Origin of the sequence: Mycobacterium colombiense (assembly GCF_003284975.1) — a bacterium.
In the GTDB taxonomy this organism is placed as follows: Bacteria; Actinomycetota; Actinomycetes; order Mycobacteriales; family Mycobacteriaceae; genus Mycobacterium; species Mycobacterium europaeum_A.
This window is the reverse complement of the sequence record NZ_QMEU01000001.1, coordinates 38574-61420: the sequence shown is the minus strand read 5'-3', so window position 1 is coordinate 61420 and position 22847 is coordinate 38574. Positions and strand designations below refer to the sequence as shown.

Annotated in this window: 22 protein-coding genes; 10 read left to right on the top strand and 12 right to left on the bottom strand. The window is 66.4% G+C overall.

The window, feature by feature from the left end:
• Positions 1 to 22: 22 nt before the first annotated feature.
• Both DQP58_RS00315 and DQP58_RS00310 read left to right on the top strand, forming a co-directional pair.
• On the top strand, positions 23 to 1237 hold the full coding sequence (locus tag DQP58_RS00315; protein WP_112706650.1) for a CaiB/BaiF CoA transferase family protein: 1215 nt from the start codon (positions 23 to 25) through the stop codon (positions 1235 to 1237).
• Between the two features lie 13 nt (positions 1238 to 1250).
• Complete coding sequence (locus DQP58_RS00310) at positions 1251 to 2396, top strand: thiolase family protein (RefSeq protein WP_165827767.1); 1146 nt, start codon at positions 1251 to 1253, stop codon at positions 2394 to 2396.
• A gap of 5 nt (positions 2397 to 2401) precedes the next feature.
• Here DQP58_RS00310 and DQP58_RS00305 read toward each other — a convergent pair whose 3' ends face one another.
• The 7 genes from DQP58_RS00305 to DQP58_RS00275 form a co-directional block, all read right to left on the bottom strand.
• The gene (locus DQP58_RS00305) at positions 2402 to 2998 is read right to left on the bottom strand and encodes a methyltransferase domain-containing protein (protein ID WP_165827766.1); all 597 of its coding nucleotides are present in this window, start codon (positions 2996 to 2998) and stop codon (positions 2402 to 2404) included.
• Positions 2999 to 3225: 227 nt separating this feature from the next.
• On the bottom strand, positions 3226 to 4428 hold the full coding sequence (locus DQP58_RS00300) for an acyl-CoA dehydrogenase family protein (protein ID WP_112706540.1): 1203 nt from the start codon (positions 4426 to 4428) through the stop codon (positions 3226 to 3228).
• Positions 4429 to 5475 carry an acyl-CoA dehydrogenase family protein gene (locus DQP58_RS00295; RefSeq protein ID WP_112706539.1) on the bottom strand — a complete coding sequence of 349 codons (1047 nt, stop codon included), beginning with the start codon at positions 5473 to 5475 and terminating at the stop codon, positions 4429 to 4431.
• Positions 5476 to 5477: 2 nt separating this feature from the next.
• Entirely contained in the window at positions 5478 to 6308 is an 831-nt protein-coding gene (locus DQP58_RS00290; protein WP_112706538.1) for an amidohydrolase family protein, read from the bottom strand.
• Complete coding sequence (locus DQP58_RS00285; RefSeq protein ID WP_112706537.1) at positions 6305 to 7930, bottom strand: acyl-CoA synthetase; 1626 nt, start codon at positions 7928 to 7930, stop codon at positions 6305 to 6307. Before DQP58_RS00285 ends, DQP58_RS00290 begins: the two co-directional genes overlap by 4 nt.
• A 32-nt stretch (positions 7931 to 7962) precedes the next feature.
• Positions 7963 to 9165 (bottom strand): amidohydrolase family protein, encoded by a 1203-nt coding sequence (locus DQP58_RS00280; protein WP_112706648.1) that lies wholly within the window; start codon positions 9163 to 9165, stop codon positions 7963 to 7965.
• Between the two features lie 30 nt (positions 9166 to 9195).
• Complete coding sequence (locus DQP58_RS00275; RefSeq protein ID WP_112706536.1) at positions 9196 to 10041, bottom strand: enoyl-CoA hydratase; 846 nt, start codon at positions 10039 to 10041, stop codon at positions 9196 to 9198.
• A 350-nt stretch (positions 10042 to 10391) separates the two neighbouring features.
• On the opposite strand from DQP58_RS00275, the gene mbp1 reads away from it, so the two are divergent.
• Positions 10392 to 10631 (top strand): microaggregate-binding protein 1, encoded by a 240-nt coding sequence (gene mbp1 / locus DQP58_RS00270; protein WP_112706535.1) that lies wholly within the window; start codon positions 10392 to 10394, stop codon positions 10629 to 10631.
• Between the two features lie 60 nt (positions 10632 to 10691).
• Here mbp1 and DQP58_RS00265 read toward each other — a convergent pair whose 3' ends face one another.
• Together DQP58_RS00265 and DQP58_RS00260 are read right to left on the bottom strand one after the other, a co-directional pair.
• Entirely contained in the window at positions 10692 to 11708 is a 1017-nt protein-coding gene (locus DQP58_RS00265) for a dihydrodipicolinate synthase family protein (protein ID WP_112706534.1), read from the bottom strand.
• A gap of 43 nt (positions 11709 to 11751) precedes the next feature.
• Complete coding sequence (locus tag DQP58_RS00260; protein WP_112706533.1) at positions 11752 to 12549, bottom strand: SDR family NAD(P)-dependent oxidoreductase; 798 nt, start codon at positions 12547 to 12549, stop codon at positions 11752 to 11754.
• A 192-nt stretch (positions 12550 to 12741) separates the two neighbouring features.
• Between DQP58_RS00260 and DQP58_RS00255 the strand changes: the two genes are divergently transcribed.
• The gene (locus DQP58_RS00255) at positions 12742 to 13554 is read left to right on the top strand and encodes a TetR/AcrR family transcriptional regulator (RefSeq protein ID WP_112706532.1); all 813 of its coding nucleotides are present in this window, start codon (positions 12742 to 12744) and stop codon (positions 13552 to 13554) included.
• Between the two features lie 18 nt (positions 13555 to 13572).
• On the opposite strand, the gene DQP58_RS00250 is transcribed toward DQP58_RS00255, so the two are convergent.
• Positions 13573 to 14481, bottom strand: coding sequence for an enoyl-CoA hydratase/isomerase family protein (locus tag DQP58_RS00250; protein ID WP_112706531.1), 909 nt, complete (start codon positions 14479 to 14481; stop codon positions 13573 to 13575).
• Positions 14478 to 15173 carry a hypothetical protein gene (locus DQP58_RS00245; protein WP_165827762.1) on the bottom strand — a complete coding sequence of 232 codons (696 nt, stop codon included), beginning with the start codon at positions 15171 to 15173 and terminating at the stop codon, positions 14478 to 14480. The genes DQP58_RS00250 and DQP58_RS00245 overlap by 4 nt, the downstream gene beginning before the upstream one ends.
• A gap of 173 nt (positions 15174 to 15346) precedes the next feature.
• On the opposite strand from DQP58_RS00245, the gene DQP58_RS00240 reads away from it, so the two are divergent.
• The 6 genes from DQP58_RS00240 (at position 15347) to DQP58_RS00215 (ending at position 22413) form a co-directional block, all read left to right on the top strand.
• Positions 15347 to 16168 (top strand): enoyl-CoA hydratase/isomerase family protein, encoded by an 822-nt coding sequence (locus DQP58_RS00240; protein ID WP_112706529.1) that lies wholly within the window; start codon positions 15347 to 15349, stop codon positions 16166 to 16168.
• Between the two features lie 95 nt (positions 16169 to 16263).
• On the top strand, positions 16264 to 17076 hold the full coding sequence (locus tag DQP58_RS00235) for an enoyl-CoA hydratase/isomerase family protein (RefSeq protein ID WP_112706528.1): 813 nt from the start codon (positions 16264 to 16266) through the stop codon (positions 17074 to 17076).
• Complete coding sequence (locus tag DQP58_RS00230; protein WP_112706647.1) at positions 17073 to 17867, top strand: enoyl-CoA hydratase/isomerase family protein; 795 nt, start codon at positions 17073 to 17075, stop codon at positions 17865 to 17867. The genes DQP58_RS00235 and DQP58_RS00230 overlap by 4 nt, the downstream gene beginning before the upstream one ends.
• The gene (locus tag DQP58_RS00225) at positions 17867 to 19336 is read left to right on the top strand and encodes a class I adenylate-forming enzyme family protein (RefSeq protein WP_112706527.1); all 1470 of its coding nucleotides are present in this window, start codon (positions 17867 to 17869) and stop codon (positions 19334 to 19336) included. The genes DQP58_RS00230 and DQP58_RS00225 overlap by 1 nt, the downstream gene beginning before the upstream one ends.
• Positions 19326 to 20894 (top strand): class I adenylate-forming enzyme family protein, encoded by a 1569-nt coding sequence (locus DQP58_RS00220; protein ID WP_112706526.1) that lies wholly within the window; start codon positions 19326 to 19328, stop codon positions 20892 to 20894. The genes DQP58_RS00225 and DQP58_RS00220 overlap by 11 nt, the downstream gene beginning before the upstream one ends.
• Positions 20887 to 22413: a class I adenylate-forming enzyme family protein gene (locus tag DQP58_RS00215; protein ID WP_112706525.1), complete on the top strand. Its 1527-nt coding sequence runs from the start codon at positions 20887 to 20889 to the stop codon at positions 22411 to 22413. Before DQP58_RS00220 ends, DQP58_RS00215 begins: the two co-directional genes overlap by 8 nt.
• On the opposite strand, the gene DQP58_RS00210 is transcribed toward DQP58_RS00215, so the two are convergent.
• A complete protein-coding gene (locus tag DQP58_RS00210; RefSeq protein ID WP_112706524.1) occupies positions 22410 to 22772 on the bottom strand; it encodes a hypothetical protein in 363 nt (120 codons plus the stop codon). The two genes, DQP58_RS00215 and DQP58_RS00210, sit on opposite strands and share 4 nt — an antisense overlap.
• Positions 22773 to 22847: the final 75 nt, after the last annotated feature.

Sequence of the window (22847 nt, the reverse complement as noted above, 5' to 3'; positions counted from 1 at the left end):
GGTCGGCAAAATGGTCAAAGTCATGTCGGGCTTTCGGGTCTTGGAGCTTGCGCAGTTCACCTTCGTTCCGGCGGCGGGAGCCATCCTGGCCGACTGGGGAGCGGACGTCATCAAAGTCGAACACCCGGCGCGCGGCGACACCCAGCGCGGTTTCTTGAATATGGGTGGCATTCAAGTCGATCCGGAACGACACCCCCTGATGGAACATCCCAACCGCGGCAAACGCAGCGTCGGAATCGACGTCTCCACGCCCGGCGGTCAGGAGGTCATCTACGAGCTCGCCAAGACCGCGGACGTGTTCCTCACCAACTACATGCCCGCGCAGCGCCAGAAGCACAAGTTCGACGTGGAGCACATTCGGGCGGTGAACCCGAACATCGTGTACGCCCGCGGCTCGGCCTATGGCGACAAAGGGGCCGAACGTGACACCGGGGGCTATGACGGCACGGCGTTCTGGACGCGCAGCGGCATCGGCTACGCCCTGACGCCCGAGGAGCTGGGCGGCGCACTGGGACAAGGCATTCCGGCGTTCGGCGATTCGATCGGCGGCATGTTCATCGCCGGCGGCATCTCGGCCGCGCTGCTGCACCGCGAGCGCACCGGTGAGGCCGTCGAGCTCGACGTGTCGCTGCTCAGCACCGCCTGGTGGGCGGCCGGCGCCAGCGTGACGCAGGGCATGGAGACCGGCGAGGTCATGCGCACCCCGATGCCGGGTTCCGGTGCGCCGTCGGTGAATCCCTTCATGGGCAACTACGAAACGTCCGACGGCGGCACGATCAACCTGTGCATCATCAGCCCGACCGGGCTGATCCGCGACACGTTCGAACACCTGGGCATCCCCGAGGCGGCCGACGATCCCCGCTTCTCCGACGTGCTCCCGCTGATCCAGAACGCCGACGCCGCCGCCGAACTGATCGCAAAGGCGTTTGTCGCCAAGCCCTTTGCCTATTGGCGACAACACCTCAAGACCATGAAGGGCCAATGGGCGCCGTTCCAGAGCCTCATCGACCTGGTCGACGACGAGCAGGCGATCGCCAACGACATGATCGCCGAGGTCGAGCTCGCCGGCGGCGGCAAGCCGTTCCGCGTGGTCCGCGGCCCCGTCCAGTTCAACCACGAGCCGTTGACGACGACGCGGGCGCCGCAGGCCAGCGAGCACACCGAGCTGGTCCTGATGGAGCTCGGCATGGACTGGGACCGGATCGAGGAACTCAAGAATGCAGGAGCTATTGCGTGAGGAGTGGCGCGGCGTGAATGATGTCGCCATCATCGGCGTGGGCTTACACCCGTTCGGGCGCTTCGAGGGCAAGTCGGCGATGCAGATGGGCGTCGAGGCCATCCACGCCGCTGTTGCCGACGCCGGTATCGCTTGGCGCGACGTCCAGTTCGCCACCGGCGGCAGCTGGACGGTGGCCAACCCGGACGCGATCGTCGGCATGGTCGGGCTGACCGGCATCCCGTTCACCAACGTGTTCAACGCGTGCGCGACCGCGGCCAGCGCCACCAAGGCGTGCGCCGACGGTATCCGACTGGGCGACTACGACATCGGCATCGCCATCGGCCTGGACAAGCACCCGCGCGGCGCGTTCACCGAAGACCCGGCCCTGGTCGGAATGCCGCGCTGGTATGCACAGAACGGGCAATATCTGACCACCCAATTCTTCGGCATGAAAGCCAACCGCTACCTACACGACCACGGCATCTCCCAGCAGACCCTGGCCAAGGTCGCGGCCAAGAACTTCCGCAATGGGGCCATGAACCCCAACGCCTTTCGCCGCAAGCCGATCTCCGAGGAAGACATCCTCAGCTCGACGATGCTCAATTATCCGCTGACCCAGTACATGTTCTGCGCGCCCGACGAGGGCGCCGCCGCCGTGGTCATGTGCCGGGCGGACATCGCGCACCGCTACACCTCCAAGCCCGTCTACCTGCGGGCGGTGGAGGTCCGCACCCGCCGCTACGGGGCTTACGAGGTGAACACCACTTGCGCCCCCGTCGAAGAAGACGTGGCCCCAACGGTTTACGCCGCCCGCAACGCCTTCGAGAAGGCGGGCATCGCCCCCGACGACGTCGACGTGATCCAGTTGCAGGACACCGACGCCGGCGCCGAGATCATTCACATGGCCGAGTGCGGGTTCTGCGGGCACGGCGATCAGGAGAAGCTACTGGCCGATGGCGCCACCGAGATCAACGGTGCGATGCCGGTCAACACCGACGGCGGGCTGATCGCCAACGGCGAGCCCATCGGCGCCTCCGGTTTGCGGCAGATCCACGAGATCGTGCGCCAACTCCGCGGTGAGGCGGCCGATCGTCAGGTGCCCGGCAACCCCAAGGTGGGGTTCACGCAGTTATACGGCGCGCCGGGCACCGCCGCGGCGACCATCCTCACGACCTGACGGTGTCAGGAGGCTTTCTGCGCGACCGCGCGAAAGTGCACCACATCTTCTCTGCGGTTCGCTGTTTCGTGGGTGAACTCGAAGCCCGCCGGTTCGGCGAGGTCGCGTAACTGCGGCACGCTCAGCCGGTCGGGATCGGTCGACATCTCCACGAAAACAAGTCGGCCGCCTGGCCGCAAAACACGGTGCAGCGAGCGTAAGCATGCCTGCTGGTCGGGCACCTCCCCTATCACCGCCGCCAGAAATGCCACTTCAAAAGCGTTGTCGGGGAACGGGAATGCCTGGCTTGCCTGTCCACTGGTGAAGCCGACATCGAAGAAGCCGGCCCGTTCGAGTCGGCGCCGAGCCTTCTCCAGCATCTCCGGCTGGAGGTCGAACAAGTCGAGCCGGCCGTCGGTGAGTTGGCGAGCGATCTCGACGCTGAAGAAACCCGGGCCCGGTCCGAGTTCGAGAACACGCTCGGTGCCGGTCAGGCCCAAAGCGTCGACGATGCGCCGCGGCGGCATCAGCGCTCGCCGAACTGGATTGTCCAGCAGAAACGTCGCTTGATGCGGAAAGGGGGACGGGCCCGGATCGCGCCGTTTCCGCAGCAGCGCACCCACCCATGTTGTCGCCATCAGACCTCCTTGCGTCATAGTTAGGGTACCCTAACTTCGATGCAAGGAGCAATTGCGCCGGCAAGCGCGGGCGCGTCGAGGGTTAATCGCCGGCTTTGAGTGTCATTACCGGGCGACGACGCGCCGGCAAATCCCGCCGCACATTCACACCCAAATCCCTAGCTTCACATCCGATTTCGCCGGTACGGAACGCCCCTCAAAAAGGCCGGGCGCTACGAGACTTTCTGCGCGACGGGCGCGTACGCCGGCTTGCCCAGACCCAGCACGTATTGGGCGATCATGTTGCGGAACACCTCGAGGGTGCCGCCATAGATGCCGACTAGCGGCGCGAACCGGTACACGTACTCGGCGGCGCCGTCGTCGGCGGCCCCGTCGGTGCCGATGGGCAGCGTCGACGCCGTGCCCAGGATGTCCATCAGATCCGGGGAGATGTCACGCATCGTCTGGGCCAGCGCGACCCGTCCGAAGATGCTGGGCGCGCTCAGGGAGGCTTCCATCCGCGCGGCGCTGCGACCCAGGCGATAGGCCACCGCGGCGTCGTCGATGAGCTTGCGCCCGTTCGGGTCTGACCGCGTTACTTTGACCGCCGCCTTATCCAGCGCGTCGGCCATGAAACCGGCCTGGTGCATCATGATCGACACGTCTTGCAGCCCGTCCGGCGCGGCCGCGACCGCCCCATGCTCGGTGTTGAGGGGCTCGCGCAATACCGTCCAGCCCGCGTTCACGTCGCCCAGGCGATACTTGTCGTCGACGCGCACGTCGCTGTAGTAGACGATGTTGGTGCGGTCGCCGTCGACGGTGCGGATGCCCTGGATCTCGATGCCCGGGGAGTTCAGCGGAACCAGGAACATCGTGAGGCTCTTGTGCTTCTGTGCACCCGGGTCGGTGTTGGTGATGAGGAAGACGAACTGGCAGTTGTGCGCGCCGGTAGTGAACATCTTGGAGCCGTTGATAATCCAGCCCCCATCTCCCGAGCCGTCACGCACCGCGCGGGTCTTGCAGGTGGCGATGTCGGACCCGCCCTCGGGTTCGGTGTAGCCCAGGCATAGCCGGACATGCCCGCTGAACACGCCCGGCAACACCTCGTCCCGCAGCTCGGCCGAGCCGAACTTTGCGACTGAGCGGGCCACCATGGCGGTGGTGCCCCAGGTCACCCAGGGCACGTGCGCGCGCCGCTTCTCCAGTTCCCAGATGCGCCGACGCACCCGGCTGAAGCCGCCGTCGGCCTCCGACTTCCATTCGCGTTCAAGATAGCCGGCGGCGCCCAACGCCAGGTGCACTCCTTCGTCGAAGTTGTCACCCGTTTCGCGGTCCCGGCGTTTGACGTCCTCGGTCACGTGCGTGCGCAGGAAGTCGCGCGCTTCTTCGAGGAACCGCTGATCGTCGTCGGACAGCGTGACTCGTGAGAAATCCACTTAGGCGCCCTTTCCACTTTCGCGCGCGGCGACCAGCTCGCCGACGTACTTGGCGCTGGCGCCGGGATCCCCGCCGGCCAATGCCCAGCCACGGGCTCGCACCAGATATGCCGTCGCGGCGGCCTCCGCCGAAACACCAAGTCCCCCTTGGATATGCACCGCCATCGTCGCGGCCTTCGCCGCCTCCTCGGCCATGAACACGAACGCCGAGGGCGCCAGCTCCGGACGCTCGTGCGGCTCGTTGTCCAGGAACCAGGCCGCGCGCCGCGCCAGGTTGCGGCCGCCCTGCACGGTGATCGCGATGTTGGCCAGCGGATGCGAGATGCCCTGCAGCGTCGAAATCGGCACGCCCAGCGTGTAGCGGGTCTTGGCGAATTCGGCGGCAATGGTCATGGTCTCCTCCACCAGGCCCACCAACGCCGCCGCGCTCAACACCCGCCACTCATCCAGCGCCCGTTGATATTCCGCTAGCGCCTCGGATCCGCCGGCTAGCACGGTGCGGGAATCGGCGGACGCGGGATCGACCCAGGCCATCGGTAGCCGGCCGATGTTGTCCACCTTGGTCGGGCGCGTGCCGAACGTCAGCGCGACGACGTCGTCGCCGTCGCGCACGATGATCTGGTCGGCGATCGACCCGGTGGGCAAAAGCCGCGCCCCTGAGGCGCTGTCATGCTGCGGGTCGAAGGCCGCGAGTCGCTTGCCGTGGACCACATCGGGTTCGACCGCGCCGAGGCGCGCGAGCAGCCGTGCGGTGCAGACCTGGTCGATCCACGGTACCGGCGCCAGCGACCGGCCGATCTCCTCGGCCACCAAGGTCAGGTCGACGAGCGTCGCTCCGTCCCCGCCCGCGGATTCCGGCACCGCCATGGTCGTTGCGCCCATGGCGCACAACCGTTCCCACAGGTTCTTGTCGAAACCGGTTTCCTCCGCGGCGCGCACGGTTTCGATCGAACAATGCGTCTTGAAGAAATCGCGGTAGGCGGCCTGCAACGCCTCGTGATCCGACGTCAGGCTGTAGTCGAGCCTACGTAATTCATAGCGGTCCATCCTCAGCCTTCCTCCTGGCCACCGAAGAAGAATTCTTGGGCATTGTTGTAGAGATAGTTGTCGAGCACATCGGCCGGCAGGTCCAGCCCGGCCGCTTCGGGAACCACGCGGTGCATTTTGAGCACCGGCCAGTCGGAAGCGAATATCACCTTGTTCGGCCCGCGGGTCCGCATGTAGTGCAACAGGCTCTCCGGCAATCGCTTCGGCGACCACGCCGAAGTCATCAACCGCAGGTTGGCGTATTTGATCAACAGCCTGATCGCGATGTCCCACCACGGGTCCGCGCCGTGAATCATGCACAGCTGCAACTCCGGGAATCGCACGCAGACCCGGTCGAGGTGGATCGGATTCTGCACCTCCCCGGGGATCGGGGGACCGGGGATGCCGGTGTTGATACACAATGGCAGCTCGAGCTCGGCGCACTTGGTGTACAGCGGGTAATAGACGGCATCGCTGGGCGGGTACTGGCCGTCGCCCCAAAAGCTCGGTCCCACAGCGGCATAGGCGACGGGCAGGTCGTTGACGATGGCGGACAGCTCGCGCAGGGACGGCATCGGGCGCAGCAGGTTGACCCCACCCATCGCCAGGGCGAACCGGTCGGGCTTCTCCTCGACGAATTTGCGCGCGGTCACCGACGGCTTGGCCAGGTTGTCCATCAGGATCGCCTTGCGCACACCCTGGGCGTCCATCTCCTCGAGCAGCTTCGACAGCTCGACCGGCGCGAACATGGACTCCGGCCCCTTGAAGTAGTCGTCACGCACCTTGAGCATCCAGGTCGGCTGCTGCTCGGTCTCGCCAAAGTGCACGTTAACCAGGCAATCGATAGCTTTCATGTCGACATCGGCGCCTTTGCTGTTGCGTGACGTTTCGCCCAACGGTAATCGGCCTTCCCGTTGCCCAAGCGCTGAACCCGCTCGACGACGAGGAACTCCTTGGGCGTCTTGAACCGCGCCAGTCGCGACGTGCAGAGCGTTTGGAGCTCCTCGGCGGTTCCCGTGGCGCCGTCGCGCAGTTCGACGAGCGCGACCAGCTCTTCGCCCCAGCGCTCGCTGGGCCGGCCAACCACCAGCGCGTCGGCGACCGCCGGGTGGGCGCGCAGCACCTCTTCGACCTCCTCGACGAAGACCTTCTCGCCGCCGGTGTTGACCACCAACGAGTCACGGCCGTACAACCGCAACGCTCCGTCGGCTTCCAGTGCGGCGCGGTCACCCGAGATCACCACTCGCTTGCCGTCGATCTCGGGGAAGGTCTTGCGGGTGGCGACGGGATCGTCGAAGTAGCCCAACGGTATTCGCCCTTCCCGGGCGACCCAGCCGACCTCCGGCTCACCGGGGGAAAGGAAGTGGCTGTAATCCTCGGAAAGCACCAAGCCACCTTCGCGCAGCGTGAAGGTGTCGGCCTGGGAGCCGCGCCGGCTGTGGCCGAAGCCCATGTTCCCGGTCTCCGATGAGCCATAACCGTTGATGAGGGTGATGTGGGGTAACAGCTCCAGCAGGGCTTGTTGATACTTGGGATTCGTTGCGGCGCCGCCGGTCCCGATGGCGTACAGCGAGGACAAGTCATAGGAGCCGACCTGCAGCTCGGCCACCAATGGTGCGGCGTAGGCGTCGCCGACCATGGTCATCAGGCCGACCTTTTCGCGCTGCGCGGTCTCCCACACCGATCGCGGTTCGAGCTTGCGGCCGGTGTCATACATCACCACGGTGGTGCCAGCCATGATCGCCGAGAATGCCGTCCACATGCCGGCCGCGTGCATCAACGGCGAGACGGCGAACCATGGCGCACCGGCGTTACCGCGCACCTTGTCGTGGATCTCTTTCGCGCAGGCGTGATCGGCCCCCACCATGGAGGACACATAGATGTCGGATTGTCGCCACAGCACGCCCTTGGGCCGACCGGTGGTGCCGCCGGTGCAGATCATCAGCAGATCGTCCGGGGACGCCGTCACCTTCCGGTCGGTATCCCCTTGCGCCAGTGCGTCATCCAACGTCACCGCGCCCGACAGTTCCGCAGCGCCGCTTCCGTCATCCACCGACACCAACAGGTCGACGCCGGCATCCGTGAACACGTCGGCGAATTTCGCACCCAGGCCGCGGTGGTAGATGACCGCTCGGGGCTTGACGTAGTCGAGCAGCTCGCGAACCTCGTTCGGCGTGTAGTAGTAGTTGATGTTCACCGGGACGGTGCGGGCCTTGAGGCAGCCGATGACCATGTCCGGGTACAGGTCGTTGTGCATGACCAGCGCCACCCGGTCCTGCCCGCATTCCCAGTTCTGCAGCGTCGCGCGCTCCCGGTGTGCCCCTAACCCGTTGCCCGCCAAGAAGTTTGCCAGCCGGCGGGTGCGCTCGGCCGACTCGCGAAAGGTGCTGCGGCGGCCGCCGCACACCGTCATCGTCCGGTCCCCGACGACGTGGGCGATTTCATCGAGAACCGCCCCTATGGTCCATTCGCTCACTGGCGTAGCCGGCCTCGGGTGATCAAGGGAGGTCAAGCGGCCGAGCCGACTTGGACGCCGAGCAGGTCTAGCGCATTGTCCCGCATGATCTTTCGAACGTCGGACTCGCTGAAACCCTTCAGCTCCTCGGCGAACGACACCGGCGATTCGAGACCTTCCCCGTGCGGCCAGTCGGACCCGAACAGGATCTTGTCGACGCCGATGGCGCCGGCGAGGTCGGCCAGATCGTCCTCGTAGTAGGGCGCGATCCAGACGTTGTTGCGCAACTGATCCACCGGGTCCTCGGGGAAGTACTGGGGTTGGGTGTTGGCCGCCTTCTTCAATCGCTTGATCAGCCGGTGCACGAAGTACGAGCCGTTCTCGATGCTGACCGCCTTGAGGTTCGGGTGACGGGTGAACACGCCGTGCACGATCATCGAGGCCATCGTGTCGTGAATGGCGCGGTCGTCGAGCAGCACCTGGTCCAGCGGATCCTTGGCACCGAAGCCCTCGAACGTCGCTTTGCCGCCCCAGGCCGCCGCGATGTGCAGATAGCCGCTGTCGGACAGGTGGAATCCGACCGGCACCCCGGCCTCGGCCAGCCGCGCCCAGACCGGGTCGTGGCTGCGATCGCCCAGCGACCGCGGCTTGACCAAGCCGGGCACCGGCGCGGGGCGCACCAGCACCAGCTTGGCGCCGCGTGCCAGCACGAACTCCACCTCTTCGATGGCCTTATCCGGGTCGGCGAGCGAGATGATCGGTGCGGCAATGATTCGGTGATCGGGCCGGTCGAAGCCCCAGTCCTCGTCGAGCCACAGATTGAATGCGTGCACCGACGCCATCGTCGCCTCGATGTCGTGTTTGAGCGCCTCCTCGACTCCGCATCCGAACGTCGGCAGCATGAACACCGTCTCGATGTCCTGGCTGTCCATCACCGCGATCCGGGCGTCGCGGTTCTGATACTCGGGGTGCTCCGCTAGCCGCTCGACCTTCATCAGCGAGGCCGGATCGACCCCTTCGGGGATCTCGCCGCGGAAGAGCAGGTCGAGGCAGCCCGGCACGATGATCGGGTCGAAGGTGGGGTTGGGGATGAAGTGGTTGATGCGGCCGCCGATCACGGCCCAGGTCCGCTTGCCCTCGTTGACCATCTGGACGCCGCGTCCCCTGAACTTCTTGTCCAGGTGGCGGGTGAACGAGTCGAGCGGCTCGTAGTAGTGGTTGTCGACGTCGATCGCCTGATAACCCAACTCAGCCATGATCATCCTTTCCGCCGTCACCGGCGAACACTAAGCGTCGGTCGAATCGAGCGACGGGAATTGCGGCGGCCGCTTCTCGAGAAAACTCGTGATGCCCTCGATGACATCGGGGCGCGGCATCGCCTCGTGCAACAAAACTTCGGCGAGCGAATTGGCCTGCTCGACGTCGCGGGTCGCATCGCCGTATACCTGCCTCTTGATCACCGCCATCGACGCCGGGGAGCAATTCGCGGCGATGTCCTCGGCGTATTCCAGCGCGCGCTTCATCAGATCGTCCGGCGCGACAACCTCTTTGACCAGACCCAGCTCGGCCGCCTCCTCGGCGAGGAAGGTCCGCCCGCTCAGCAACAGATCGAGGGCGACGCCCCAGCTGGTCAGCCGCGGCAGTATCCAGGAAATGCCGAACTCCGCGATCAGACCGCGACGCGCGAACACCGCGCCGAACTTGGCGCCGGCGGCGGCGAACCGGACATCGCACATCAGCGCCTGGGTCAACCCGATGCCGACACACGCCCCGTTGACGGCCGCGATGACGGGCTTGCGCAACGTCGTCACAAAATGCGGCGCGCGCTCCCCGACCAGCTCGGCCAGGTTGGTCTGACCCGCCTTCTCCATGGTCTCGCCGTAGCCGGGTGCCGAACTCGGCGCGCCCAAATACGCGCCCGCGCAAAACCCCCTGCCCCGGCCGGTCAACACGATGGCCCGGACGGCCGGATCCTGTTCGGCGCGATCGATCGCCGCATAGAACCCGGCGGCGATGTCGGGGCCCCAGGCGTTGAGCCGATCCGGGCGATTGAACGTCAGAACCGCCACACCGGTTTCAGTGGTCTCATACAGCACCGCCGCATCGGTGACCACGCGGTCGGCGGCGCTCATCAGACCGTCCCCTCATAGCTGATCGACTGGCAAGTTTGTACCCATACTGTATACCTATCGGTACTGCATTCCACAACCGCCGCGAAAAGGCGGCGAAACCCCGACTAATCTGCGGTTTCACGCACCGCGACGCCGACTCGGGCGCCCCCGGATCGACGGACCCTCGGGCAACGATTTTGACGCGGTGGTAACCGCCGAATCCGGTGCCGCGAAATGAATTTTGGGCGGCAAATGGTCGGCGACGTGGCAAGACTTAATTGTTGTGGTGTGGGACACGCTGATGCCACGTTTGCGTCGGCGGCGCGATCGGGAAACCCACAACAAGCCAGTCGACAAGGGAGGTAGACGCAATGGTTGACGTCAAGAGTGGTCCGGTCGAACTCGTCCGTGGCATCGTCGAGGATGCCCTCGGTAAGACCAAGCAGGTCATCGGGATCATCATCGGCAACAACAGCCTCATCGAAGAGGGCAAGGCTCAGCAGGACAAGGCGGAAGCGCAGCGCAACGCCGGCAAGAAGGAAGCCGCCGCCGAGAAAGCCCGCGGTAAGGCCAAGGCCTACGAGGAGCGCGAGCGGGCCGAGCAGCAGTAACGGTCAGCTAGTCGAGCGGGCCCGGTCACTGACCGGGCCCGCTTGGCTGCGTAAACCTTTCTACCGCAGTGCGTTCTCCAGCAGTCCCAACCGCTGGTAAGCGTTTTCGATCTGGGCTTTCGCCTCGGCGGGCAGTTCGGCCTGCGGGGGGCGGGAGTGCGGATACGCGCCGATGGGCAGGCCCAGCAGCGACGCGGCGTACTTGAATGCGCCGCCCCAGTGGGTGAAGTAATCCGCGCGGCCGGGGTAGCAGGTCCACCAGGATCCGACGTCGAGGTCGAACTGGTCTAGGCCCGACTCGCGGCCGTAGTCCATGGCCTCGACGAGTTTGTCGCTCTGGATGAGATCCCAGTATTCGGAGAACAGTCGCCGGGTGGGCGTCTCGAAAAGGTAGCCCGCGGTGCCCAATTGCGCAGGGCAGACGATCCCGTCGCGCAGCCACCCCGCCCGGTAGACGGTCTTATCGCACTCCCACACCGCGAGGCCGGGCGCCAGCTCATGCAGTATCCGGCTGCTCGCCGGCCGGAAGGCGCCTTCCTTGGTCGCGCACACCGCGGGAACCTCGTTGTAGATCCGGGCGCTCTCGGCGGGCGTCAAGACGTAACCCGAGGACGGCGAGTTGAACATGCCCAGAGCGATATCCGTCCGCGCCGCCACGTATTTGAAAAAGCGCAGCACGCCGTCACCGCCGTGCGCCTCCATCATCGGCGTTTGAATGTAGGCGATGTCGGCCCCCGCCTGCTGCGCGTGCAGCGTCAGGTCCAGGCAGTCTTTTGCCGACATCGCCGCCGTGCACGCCTGCACCACCACGGCGGGATCGATGCGGCGCGCTTCCTCGACGGCCACCTCCAGCAGGCGTTTGCGTTCATCGAGGGTCAGCGACCAGAACTCCGCGATCCCGCTGGTACACCACAACATCGGATGCCCGAGATCGCCGACGCAATAGCGCACTAGCGTCCGATAGGCCTCCCAGTCGATGTCATCGCCGTCGGTGCCACAGAACGGCGTGTAGAGGGAGTCACCGATGCCCCGCAATGCGCCCGGCGCCCACGCCCGCGCCTCCGCTGCCGTAGCCACAATCGACTCCTTTTGTCTGCCAATCGATTTCTTCGACCCGCCGTCAGGTGAAGTCCGAACCGCCGTCGACGTTGATGTTGGCGCCGGTCATGTAGGAGTTGCGCCGCGAGGCGAGGAACGCGGCGACCGGGCCGATTTCCTCCGGCAAGCCCGCACGCGGCATGTGCGCCGGATGACCGAAGTGCTTGCCGATGGCCTTCATCAGGGCGTAAGGGTCATTGCCGTCGACGCCCACCGAATTCGCCCAGCCGATCAGCGATTCCGATGCGATGCTGCCCGGCGACACCACGTTGACCAAGATCTCGTCCTTGGCCAGCAGCAGGGACAGGTTTTTCGACACGCTGGTCAGCATCGACTTCGCCGCCGTGTAGGCGGGCAGCATGACGCTTTGCCGCTGCGTCGAGTGTGCGGAGAAGTTCACGATCCGGGCCCATTGCGCCTTGCGCAACAGCGGAAGCGCCGCGCGGACGCAGCGCACCATTCCCAGCACGCCGTCTTCGACGGATTGCCGCCACTGGTCGTCGGTCAGCTGCTCGAACGTCCCGGCTGCGCCCGGCCCCACCGTGATGACCAGCGCGTTGAGTTCGCCGTCCCATCGCCGGGCCAGCTCGCCGAACACCTCGCTCACCGCACCTTCGTCCCCGATGTCGGCCGTCAATCCGATCGCATCCGGGCTACCGCGCTGCGTGAGATCGGTCACCGCGGCGTCCAGGGCGTCGCGGCTGCGGCCTATCACCGCGACCCGGGCGCCCTCGTCGGCGAAGCAGCGCGCCGTCGCCAATCCCATGCCGCGGCTACCGCCGACCACCACCGCCGTGGCATTCGCCAGACCTAGATCCATTGCGTAATCCGTAGCCCTAGTCTGGTCATTTTCGCCTGTCCAGCCGCTTTACCAAAAAGCCTACGATAGGTATTACAGTAGCAGAGGGATAATGTGACACGAAGGCGTATACGCAGGTCAAAAGAGAAGTGCCGGTAAATTCAATCGTACCGGCAGCACGGCTGCCAGACCGCATACCCGGATCGGATTTCGATGGAGGTGCCCGTAGTGGCAAAACAGGCAACCGCCGATAAGCGTCAACGACGCGAACGCGGGTCCATCAATCCCGACGACATCATCAGCGGCGCATTCGAACTCGCGGAGCAGGTGTCGATCGACAACCTGAGCATGCCGCTGCTCGGCAAACATCTCGGCGTGGGTGTGACGAGCATCTACTGGTACTTCCGTAAGAAGGACGACCTGCTCAACGCGATGACCGACCGCGCGCTGAGCAAGTACGTGTTCGCCACGCCCTATGTCGAGGCCAGCGACTGGCGTGAGACGCTGGCCAACCACGCGCGCTTGATGCGGAAGACGTTCATGGGCAACCCAATTCTGTGCGACCTGATTCTGATTCGCGCCGCGCTTTCGCCGAAGGCGGCGCGGATGGGCGCTCAGGAGATGGAAAAGGCGGTCGCCAATCTGGTGCAGGCCGGGCTGTCACCGGAGGATGCCTTCGACACCTATTCGGCGATTTCGGTGCACGTGCGCGGTTCAGTGGTGCTGCAACGGCTCTACGAAAAGAACCAGTCGTCGGACGTCGGTCCCCGGGCCATCGAGGACGCGGTTGCGATCGACCCGGAGAAGACGCCGCTGCTCGCTCAGGTGACCGGGATAGGCCACCGCATCGGCGCCCCAGACGAAACGAATTTCGAATACGGACTCACCTGCATCCTCGATCACGCCAGCCGGCTGATCGACGAGAGCAACGGATCCACGGGCAGCAAGGCGGCGCCGTCGCGGCAGCGCAAGCCGGCCAAGTCCGCACCGGCCCGGGGCCGGACCAAGGCGGCAGCGGCTCGCTAGCGCGCCCGAAAGGGCTTGTCAGCCCTCGGGTTCCGGGACGTGGAAGTGCTCGTCGCGCAACCGGAACGCCTCCCTGGCGCCGTGCTGCGCGCGTGTCTTGACGAAGTTGAATTCGCCGGGTCCGAACTGCAGGTTGGTGCCGAACGCGTGAAACAGGTAGCTGGCGACCTCTTCGCCCTGATACGCCTGGCTCTGCTCGACCAGCCGGAATGCCTCCTTGGCGATGACGACCCCGTCGGCGGGCATCTTCGCCGCCTTCTCGGCCCAGTAGCGCGCGCGGGCCGTCACCGCGCCGGGTGCGCAGGTGTCGGTGAAGATTCCCAGGTGCTCGATCTGGCCCGCCTCGATGATGTCGCCGGTCAACAGCAGGCGCCGAGCCAGCACCGGCCCGAGCCGGTGAAAGAACATGTGCAGGCTGCCGAGGGCGGGGCCCAGGAACCGTGTCGCGGGCATGCCGATCTTGGTGTCACGTGCGATGACCGAGATGTCGGTCATCAACGCCATCTCGAAACCGCCGCCGAGCGCGTAACCGGCGATCTCCCCCACCGTCACCTTCGGGAAGCCCATGAAGTTGTGGTAGAAGCCAAAAGACTTGCGATCCACCGTAAGTCGTCGCCGCTGGCTGGGGCGACGTTTGGCGGCCCGGTCGGCACCGGCCGCCTGGTCCGGTGGCGCGGACGAGCCGTACCACCCGTAGGCGTTGTTCATGTCCGCACCGGTGGAGAACACCCCCTCTGCGCCGCGCAGCAACACCACCGTCAGGTCGTCGTCCTCGGCCACCTGATCAAGGCATCGGGCGACGGCCTCACGCATCGCGGCGTCATAGGAGTTGCGTTGTTGGGGATTGTTCAGCGTGACGGTCGCGATGCGCCGATCGGGATCGATGTCGAAGAGCACGCGATCGTCAGAGGTGCTCGAGGCGGTCATGTATCGGACTCCTTTCGGCGCCTGCCGAACCGCGATCCGGCAAGCTTTTCCGGCCGTGACGCCAACGTGTTGACCTCGCCGGTACAGAGGACTTCGTCGTGAAGCGACAGTCGCCCGGTCGACGTGATGCCGCGTTCGCCCGCGGTGCGGACGATGTCGAAGCGCAGCTCGGTCAACACCGGGGTCGGCCGGCGGAAGGTCACGACCAGGGATCGTGTCTTGCCGGACAGGCCGGTGACGCAATTGTGGTGCTGGATGACGCAGTCGAAGAAGACGCCCAGGAAGCCGCCGTGCACCAGGCCGGGCGGCCCTTCGTACACCAGCGGGAATTCGACACTGCCCGTGGCGTTCTCGGCGTCGAGTCGGTCGAACCGGTACTCGGGAAAGCACGGGTTGTATGCACCGATGTCGGTCGCGTGGTTGAGGTAGACGCGGCGCGGATCGTCGGGCAATTCGCCGATGCGAGGCGCGTTGTCCGCGGGCGCCGCGGCGGCCAGGTCGCCTTCCCACTCGGCGAATTTGTCCAGCATGGCGTCCACCGCGGGGTGCGGGTGCTCGAGGGACACCAGCAACGAACTCAGGCGCCGCATGGCCGCGGCCGCGGCCACGGTCTGGGCCAGCGGCGCCTCGCCGAATCTGGCGTCGCCGTTGCCCGTCGACGCGGGCGCGGCATGCCCGTCCGACGAAGTCATCGCGCCACTCCTCCTCATCGCTGCGCTCTGCATCGTCGCCGGCGCAGCCATCGTTCCCTCTTTCACCCCGGGTTGTTTCGCAGGCAGCGTATCCTTGCTAACTTATACAGCGTATCAATCGTATTGCCTACTGTATGGGTAACCGTATCGGCGGAGAAAGGCCAAATTCGACGGTGAGTCAGGGGGCCGACAAGGCCGGTGCCGAGGGTTCGGTGACAGTGCACCGGGAGGGTGCGGTGTTACTGGTGACGCTCGATCGCCCATCGCGGCGTAACTCGTTGACGCAGTTGATGATCGGGACTTTGGTCGAAGCCCTGACCGATGCCGCTTCCGACGATTCGCTGCGGGCCGTGCACATCCGGGGAGCCGGCGGTGATTTCTGCGCCGGCGCGGACTGGGTGGCCACCAACGACCCCGGCGCCCCACGTCCCCGCGCCGGTGATCTGGTGCGGCGGATTCCCCACGCCGCTCACCGCGTGATCGAGCTGGTCGCGTCTATCCAGCTGCCGGTGGTGTGCAGCGTGCGGGGCTGGGCGGTGGGATTCGGCTGCAGCCTCGCGCTGGCCGCCGACTTCACCGTGGCCGCCGACGACGCGGTGTTCTGGGAGCCCTTCATCGACCGGGGGTTCAGCCCGGATTCGGGTTCCACCTGGCTGCTGCCGCGGCTGATCGGCCTGGCGCGGGCCCGGCGAATGCTGCTGCTGGGCGAGAAGGTGGGCGCGCCGGATGCGGCCGACTGGGGATTGATTCACCAAGCCGTCAGTGGCCCCGAGCTCGACCGCGCCGCCGAACAGTTGGTGGGCCGACTGGCCGCCGGACCGACGGCGGCGCTCGGACTGGCCAAACAGGCCCTCGACTTCGGCCAGCGGGCGACGCTGAGCCAGTCGCTGACTCAGGAGCTGTTCAACCTGGAATTATCCTGCCGAACGAGCGATTTCAAGGAGGGCCTGGAGGCCTTCCGGCAGCGACGGGATCCGGATTTTCGTGGACGCTAGTTCGGGGGCGTCGAGTGTGGGCCCTACACACGGGAACTGCCTCGAATTCGTCCATATGCCCCCCGCTCGACGTCCACAACACGAAGGGATGACCGATGCCCATTGATTCGTTCGACACGATCAAGTACGAGGTCGCTCGCCACACCGCGACGATCACCCTGAACCGCCCGGATGCCCTCAATGCGCTCAGCCCGCACATGATCACCGAGCTGCGGGCCGCCTACGACGAGGCCGAAAACGACGACGCTGTCTGGTTGACCATCGTCACCGGCACCGGCCGCGCGTTCTGCACCGGCGCCGACGTCAAGGAGATTCCCGAAGACGGCAAGGTGATCTACGAGCGGCCCTACCTGTCGACATACGACCAGTGGGAGGCGCCGCAGGAGGGCACCCCGCCGTTTCGCACCATGGCCAAGCCGGTGCTTACCGCCGTGAACGGGATCTGCTGTGGCGCCGGCATGGACTGGGTCACCACGACCGACATCGTCATCGCGTCCGAGCATGCCACCTTCTTCGATCCGCACGTCAGCATCGGGTTGGTGGCCGGCCGGGAATTGGTGCGGGTGTCTCGGGTGTTGCCTCGCTCGATCGCGCTGCGGATGGCCCTGATGGGCAAGCACGAGCGGATGAGCGCGCAACGCGCCTACGAGCTCGGGTTGATCAGCGAAATCGTGGAGCACGACCGCCTGCTGGAGCGCGCCCACGAGATCGCCGACATCGTCAATTCCAATGCGCCACTGGCCGTCCGGGGCACCCGGCTCGCGATCCTCAAGGGACTCAACGTGCCCCTGCACGAGGCGGAGATACTCGCCGAGACCTTCCGCGAACGGGTGCTGCGCACCGAGGACGCGGCCGAAGGACCCCGGGCCTTCGTCGAAAAGCGCAAGCCGAATTGGCAGTGCCGATGACGTTCGAAACCATTCTGCTCGAGGTCGACGCGCGCGACCACGTCGCCACCATCACGCTGAATCGCCCCGAACAGCTCAACGCGTTCAACCGCACCATGTGCGAGGAGATGGCCCGCGCCTGGCGCACCGTCAAACTCGACGATTCGGTGCATGCGGTCGTGTTGCGCGCTGCCGGCGACCGGGCGTTCAGCGCGGGGCTGGACATCAAGACGCCGTACCGTCAGCCCGAAAACATCTGGAACCACGAGGATCCCGGCGAAGCGCTGAGCCCCAAGTGGCAGAAGATGTGGAAACCCGTGGTATGTGCGGTCCAAGGCATGTGCACCGCGGGCGCGTTCTACTTCATCAACGAATCCGACGTGGTGATCTGCTCCGAGAACGCCACGTTCTTCGACTCTCACGTGTCGGCGGGCCTGGTGTGCGCGTTGGAGCCGATCGGCCTGATGCGCCGTATCGGCCTGGGGGAAACGTTGCGAATAGCACTGATGGGCAACGACGAACGGGTCGGCGCCGACACCGCGCTGCGGATCGGGTTGGTCTCCGAGGTCGTCGCCGCCGACCAGCTTTGGGACCGCGCCCACCAGATCGCGGCGACCATCGCCGCCAAGCCGCCGACCGCGACAGCCGGCACGGTAAAGGCGATCTGGGAATCGCTGGACAAGCCGTACCGCGCGGCCATGGAGCAGAACCTGATCTATACCCGGCTGGGAAACCCGTTGGGCACCGCGGAACTGGCCGCTGGAAACGATTCCGGGGCGCCGAGCGCGGCCCGCACCCCGAAGATTCGCTGATGTCGCCTCCCCCGCTGGCTCAACGCATCGCCGACGTGCTCGACCTGCAGCCGGAGTCGCGCGCCATCGAGTATGGCGGTCAATGGATCTCCTGGACCCGGGTCGGGGCGCTGGCGCGGCGTATCGCCGCGACTACCGGCGGAGCCGAAGTCGGGATGCTGTTGCGCAACCGCCCGGGGCACGTGGCCGCCTTCCTGGGCGTGCTGCTGGGCGGCGGAACGGTCGTGGTCATCAACCCCTCCCGAGGTGACGAGCGCACCAGGGCCGACATCGCGGGCCTGCGGCTTCCCGTGATCGTCGGCGAGGCAGACGATCTGAGGACCCTGGTGCCCGCGGGCACGCCGGCGGTCGCGATTTCGGGCGGGTTAGACGACGCCCACGTCACCGCGCCGCGCATCGGTGTCCCCGACCCGCAGTCCGGCGTTGCCGTGCGCATGCTGACCAGCGGCACGACCGGCCCGCCCAAGCGAATCGACCTGGGCTATGACATGCTGGCGCGCAGCGTGATCGGTCCGGAACCCGAACATGCGGTCTCGCCTACCGAGCTGCGCCGCGGCGTCGCGATCGTGAACTCGCCGTTGGTGCACATCGGCGGGGTGTTCCGGGTGTTGCAATGCATCGCCGAGGCGAGGCCGTTCGTGCTGCTGGAACGATTCGAGCTGAACGCCTGGGCCGAGGCGGTGCGCAAGCACCGGCCCCGCGCGGCGTCGCTGGTGCCGGCGGCGCTGCGCACGGTATTGCACTCCGACATTCCACGCGCAGACCTGGCGAGTCTGCGGGCCGTTACGTGCGGCACGGCCCCGTTGTCGGCCGAGGATGCCGATGCCTTCACCGAAAAGTACGGCATCCCGGTGTTGACCTCTTATGCGGCAACCGAATTCGGCGGCGGCGTGGCTGGCTGGACCCTCTCCGACCATCAGCGGTACTGGAAGACCAAACGGGGCAGCGTCGGCCGGGCCAACCCGGGCGCCCGGCTGCGGGTGGTCGCCGAGGACGGAACACCACTGGGCCCGGACGAGGTCGGCCTACTGGAGGTCAAACCGGGCCAGCTGGGTCCTACCGCACCATGGATGCGGACCACCGATCTGGCGCGCATCGACGCCGACGGGTTCTTGTGGATCGTCGGCCGTGCCGACCAAGCGATCATCCGCGGTGGTTTCAAGGTGATGCCCGACGACGTCCGCGCCGCGCTGGAGAGCCACCCCGCGGTGGCCGGCGCGGCCGTGATCGCCCGCCCCGACGAGCGGCTGGGCGAGACGCCGGTCGCCGTGGTTGAGCTGCGCGAGGGGGCGTGGGCCGACGCCGACACCCTGATCGAGTATCTGCGAGAACGTCTGGCGCGCTACGAGATTCCGACCGAAATCGCGATCGTCGACAGCATCCCCCGAACACCGTCGGGCAAGGCCGATCTCGGCGCGATCCGGGGCCTGTTCGGCGAGCTCGCGGCGCGGCGCGACCATGCCCGGTGAGCCTCTGACGGTCGCCCAGGTGCTGCGGCATCAGACCGGCCGGCGCGGCGATCACCCCCTGCTGGTGTGCGACGGTGACCGCATCGGCTACGCCGAGGCCGAGCGCCGGTCGGCGGGGCTGGCCCGCGGCCTGATCGCGCTGGGCGCCGGCAAGGGCACGCATGTGGGGCTGCTTTATCCGAACGGACCCGAGTTCGTCGTCGGGATGCTGGCCGCGGCGCGCATCGGTGCGGTGGTGATCCCGTTCTCCACCTTCGTCACCGCTCGCGAGCTGAGCGAGCAGCTCGTCGACAGCGATGTGGAAATATTGTTGACCGCGGCGCGCTTTCGCTCGCATGACTACGTGCAACGGCTGTACGAGATCCTCTCGGGCGGCGATCTCGGTTCCCGATTGTTCTGTGCCGCAGCACCGCAGCTGCGTCACGTCGCGGTCACCCACGAGAAAGTGTGCGGGCTCGGCGATTCCGTCGACCCCGCGCTCCTGACGGCGCTGGAGGACGACGTCGCGGAATGCGATCCGCTGACGATCGTGTACACCTCGGGCTCCACCAGCGCCCCGAAGGGGGTCGTGCACACCCACGGCGCCCTACTGGCGCACCAACGGAATCTCAACCTGATCCGTGGTTTGACGCCCGACGACAAACTGTTCTGCAACTCGCCGTTCTTCTGGATCGGTGGACTCGCCTTCGGCCTCCTCGCGACGCTGGTGGCCGGATCCACCTTGGTGTGCTCCAACGCCGCCGATGCCGGCAAGACGCTCGACCTGCTGGAAGCCGAAAAGCCAACCATGACCAACGGGTTCGCGGCCGGGATCGCCCACCTCGCGGACCACCCGAGCTTCGCACGACGCGATCTGTCGTCGATGCGGCGCGGCAACCTGTACCCGATCATGGCTGCCGACGCCCGCCCGGCCGACCCGCAGCTGCGGCACAACATGCTGGGCATGACCGAGGCCGGCAGCCTCGTGCTGATCGGCGACGACGAATCCGACCAACCCGAGCACCGGCGCGGCTCATTCGGCAGGCCGGCACCCGGCTTTGAGATCAAGGTCGTCAATCCCGACACCGTGGCCGAGGTCGTCGCCGGCGAGGTCGGCGAGCTGTGCCTGCGCGGGCCGTACCTGATGCAGGGCTACTACAAGCGAAGCCGCGAAGAATGCTTCGATGCCGACGGCTGGTTCCACACCGGCGACCTGGTGCGCGTCGACGCCGACGGATTCTTCTATTTCGCCGGCCGGCTCGGCGCGATGATCAAAACGGCGGGCGCCAATGTCTCGGCGGCCGAAGTGGAGAAGGCCATCAACACAGTCACCGACGGAACGCCGGCTTACGTGTTCGGTCTTCCCGACTCCCGGCGCGGGCAGATCGTCGCCGCGGTGGTTGTCCGGCCGGACGGCGCCGCGGGGTTCGACGAAGCCGCGCTGGTGGCGCTGCTCAAAACGGAACTGTCCGCCTACAAGATCCCCAAGCGGTTCGTGGCCCTCCACAACGCCGACGTTCCGCTGCTGTCCAGCGGCAAGGTCGACATGCGACGTCTCAGGGAGTTGTTCGATGTCTAGCACCATCGACCGGCTGGTGCGGATTCGGGCCGACCGCGATGGCGACAAGCCGATGGTCATCGACCCCACCTCCCGGCTGACCTACCGCGAACTCGAGGTGGCCACCCGCGATTTGGCCGCGACGTTCGTCGAAGCCGGCGTGGTCAAGGGCACCCGGGTGGGGCTGATCATGCCCAACAGCACCCGGTGGGTACGGGTCGCCGTCGCGCTTACCCGCGTCGGCGCGGTCCTGGTCCCGCTGAGCACCCTGCTGACCGCCGCGGAGCTGGCCGCGCAACTGCGGGCTGCCTCCGTGCAATTCTTGATCAGCGTCGAGGAGTTCCGCGGCCATCGCTACCTCGATAACCTTCCGGCCGCGGGTCGATCGGAACTGCCGGCGCTGCACCAGGTTTGGTCGGCCGACCAAGTCGATGCCGCGTCCGCGAGTGCGGGTGCCCGCAACATTGTCGACGCCATGACGGCGACGGTCACCCCGGCCGACCCGCTGGTCATCATGTTCACCTCCGGCAGCAGCGGCGCGCCCAAGGGAGTCATCCACTCGCACGGCAATGCGCTGGGCGCCGTGCAGGCCGGCCTTGCGGCGCGCTGCATCACCGCCGAGACCCGCCTGTATCTGCCGATGCCCTTCTTCTGGGTGGGCGGTTTCGGCAGCGGAATATTGTCCGCGCTGTTGGCCGGCGCCACCCTGGTGACCGAGGAGATACCGCGGCCGGAGACCACCCTGCGATTGTTGGAAGACGAACGGGTCACCCTGTTTCGGGGCTGGCCGGACCAGGCCGAGACGTTGGCACGGCACGCCGCAAAGGCCGGTGCCGACCTCTCGACCTTACAAGCGGGAAGCCTGCAGGCCCTGCTACCGCCCGGGCAACGCGCCCAGCCCGGGGCGCGCGCGACGCTGTTCGGCATGACCGAGGCCTTCGGGCCATACTGCGGCTATCCCGCCGACACGGACATGCCCGCGTCCGCTTGGGGCAGCTGCGGAAAGCCGTTCGAGGGCATCGAGGTTCGCATCGTCGACACCGACAGCGGCGCGCCGGTGGCGGCCGGCGTCACCGGAATGATCCACATCCGCGGACAACACACGCTGCGCGGCATCTGCGGGCGCACCCGCGAGGACCTCTTCACGGCCGACGGCTTCTACCCCACCGGCGACCTAGGGCACCTCGACGAAGACGGATTCCTCTTCTATCACGGGCGATCCGACGACATGTTCAAAGTCAGCGGCGCGACCGTCTACCCCAGCGAGGTCGAGCGGGCGCTGCGCACTATCGACGGCGTCGACAACGCCGTCGTCACCAACGTGCCGGGCGGCTCGGGTGAACGGGTCGGCGCAGCGGTCGTGTCCCGCGCACTGACCGCCGAGCAGTTGTGCGCCTCCGCACGAACGGTGTTGAGCGCCTTCAAGGTTCCGACGGTGTGGTTACTGCTGGACTCCGACGACGAACTGCCGCGCGGCGGTACCGGCAAGGTCGACGTCCGCCGGCTGCGCAAGATGTTGGCCGACGCGGACCAGCCCTAGGGCACCCGCGTCCACGGTTGGCAGTTCTGCGACTCGAACGCCTTGATCGTGGTGTTGATGTTCGCAAACATCGGACCGACGGACATGTTCGTCTGCACCACATGGTCCTTGTTCGCGTCGGGCGTGCTGTAGGTGAACCACGCGCACATCGAGTCCTGAGTCGGCACATTGTTGATCCACACCCCGAAGGTCGACGCCGAACCGGCCGTTCGGTACAGACCGGGTGCAATATCGGGGCCGACGACAAAGACACCGTTGCCGGGGATCGGGTCGACGGGGTCGGCTGCGACCGTCGGGGCGACGGCGATCGCCGTCACGATCGCGACGACTAGGGCCGATGCGCGAAGCGTTGCGGGCATCTTCGTTTCTCCGTCCGTGGCCCACCCTGCTGGCAGCGTATGCCCAACCCCGCTGCGCGACAAGAGATGGCGGCG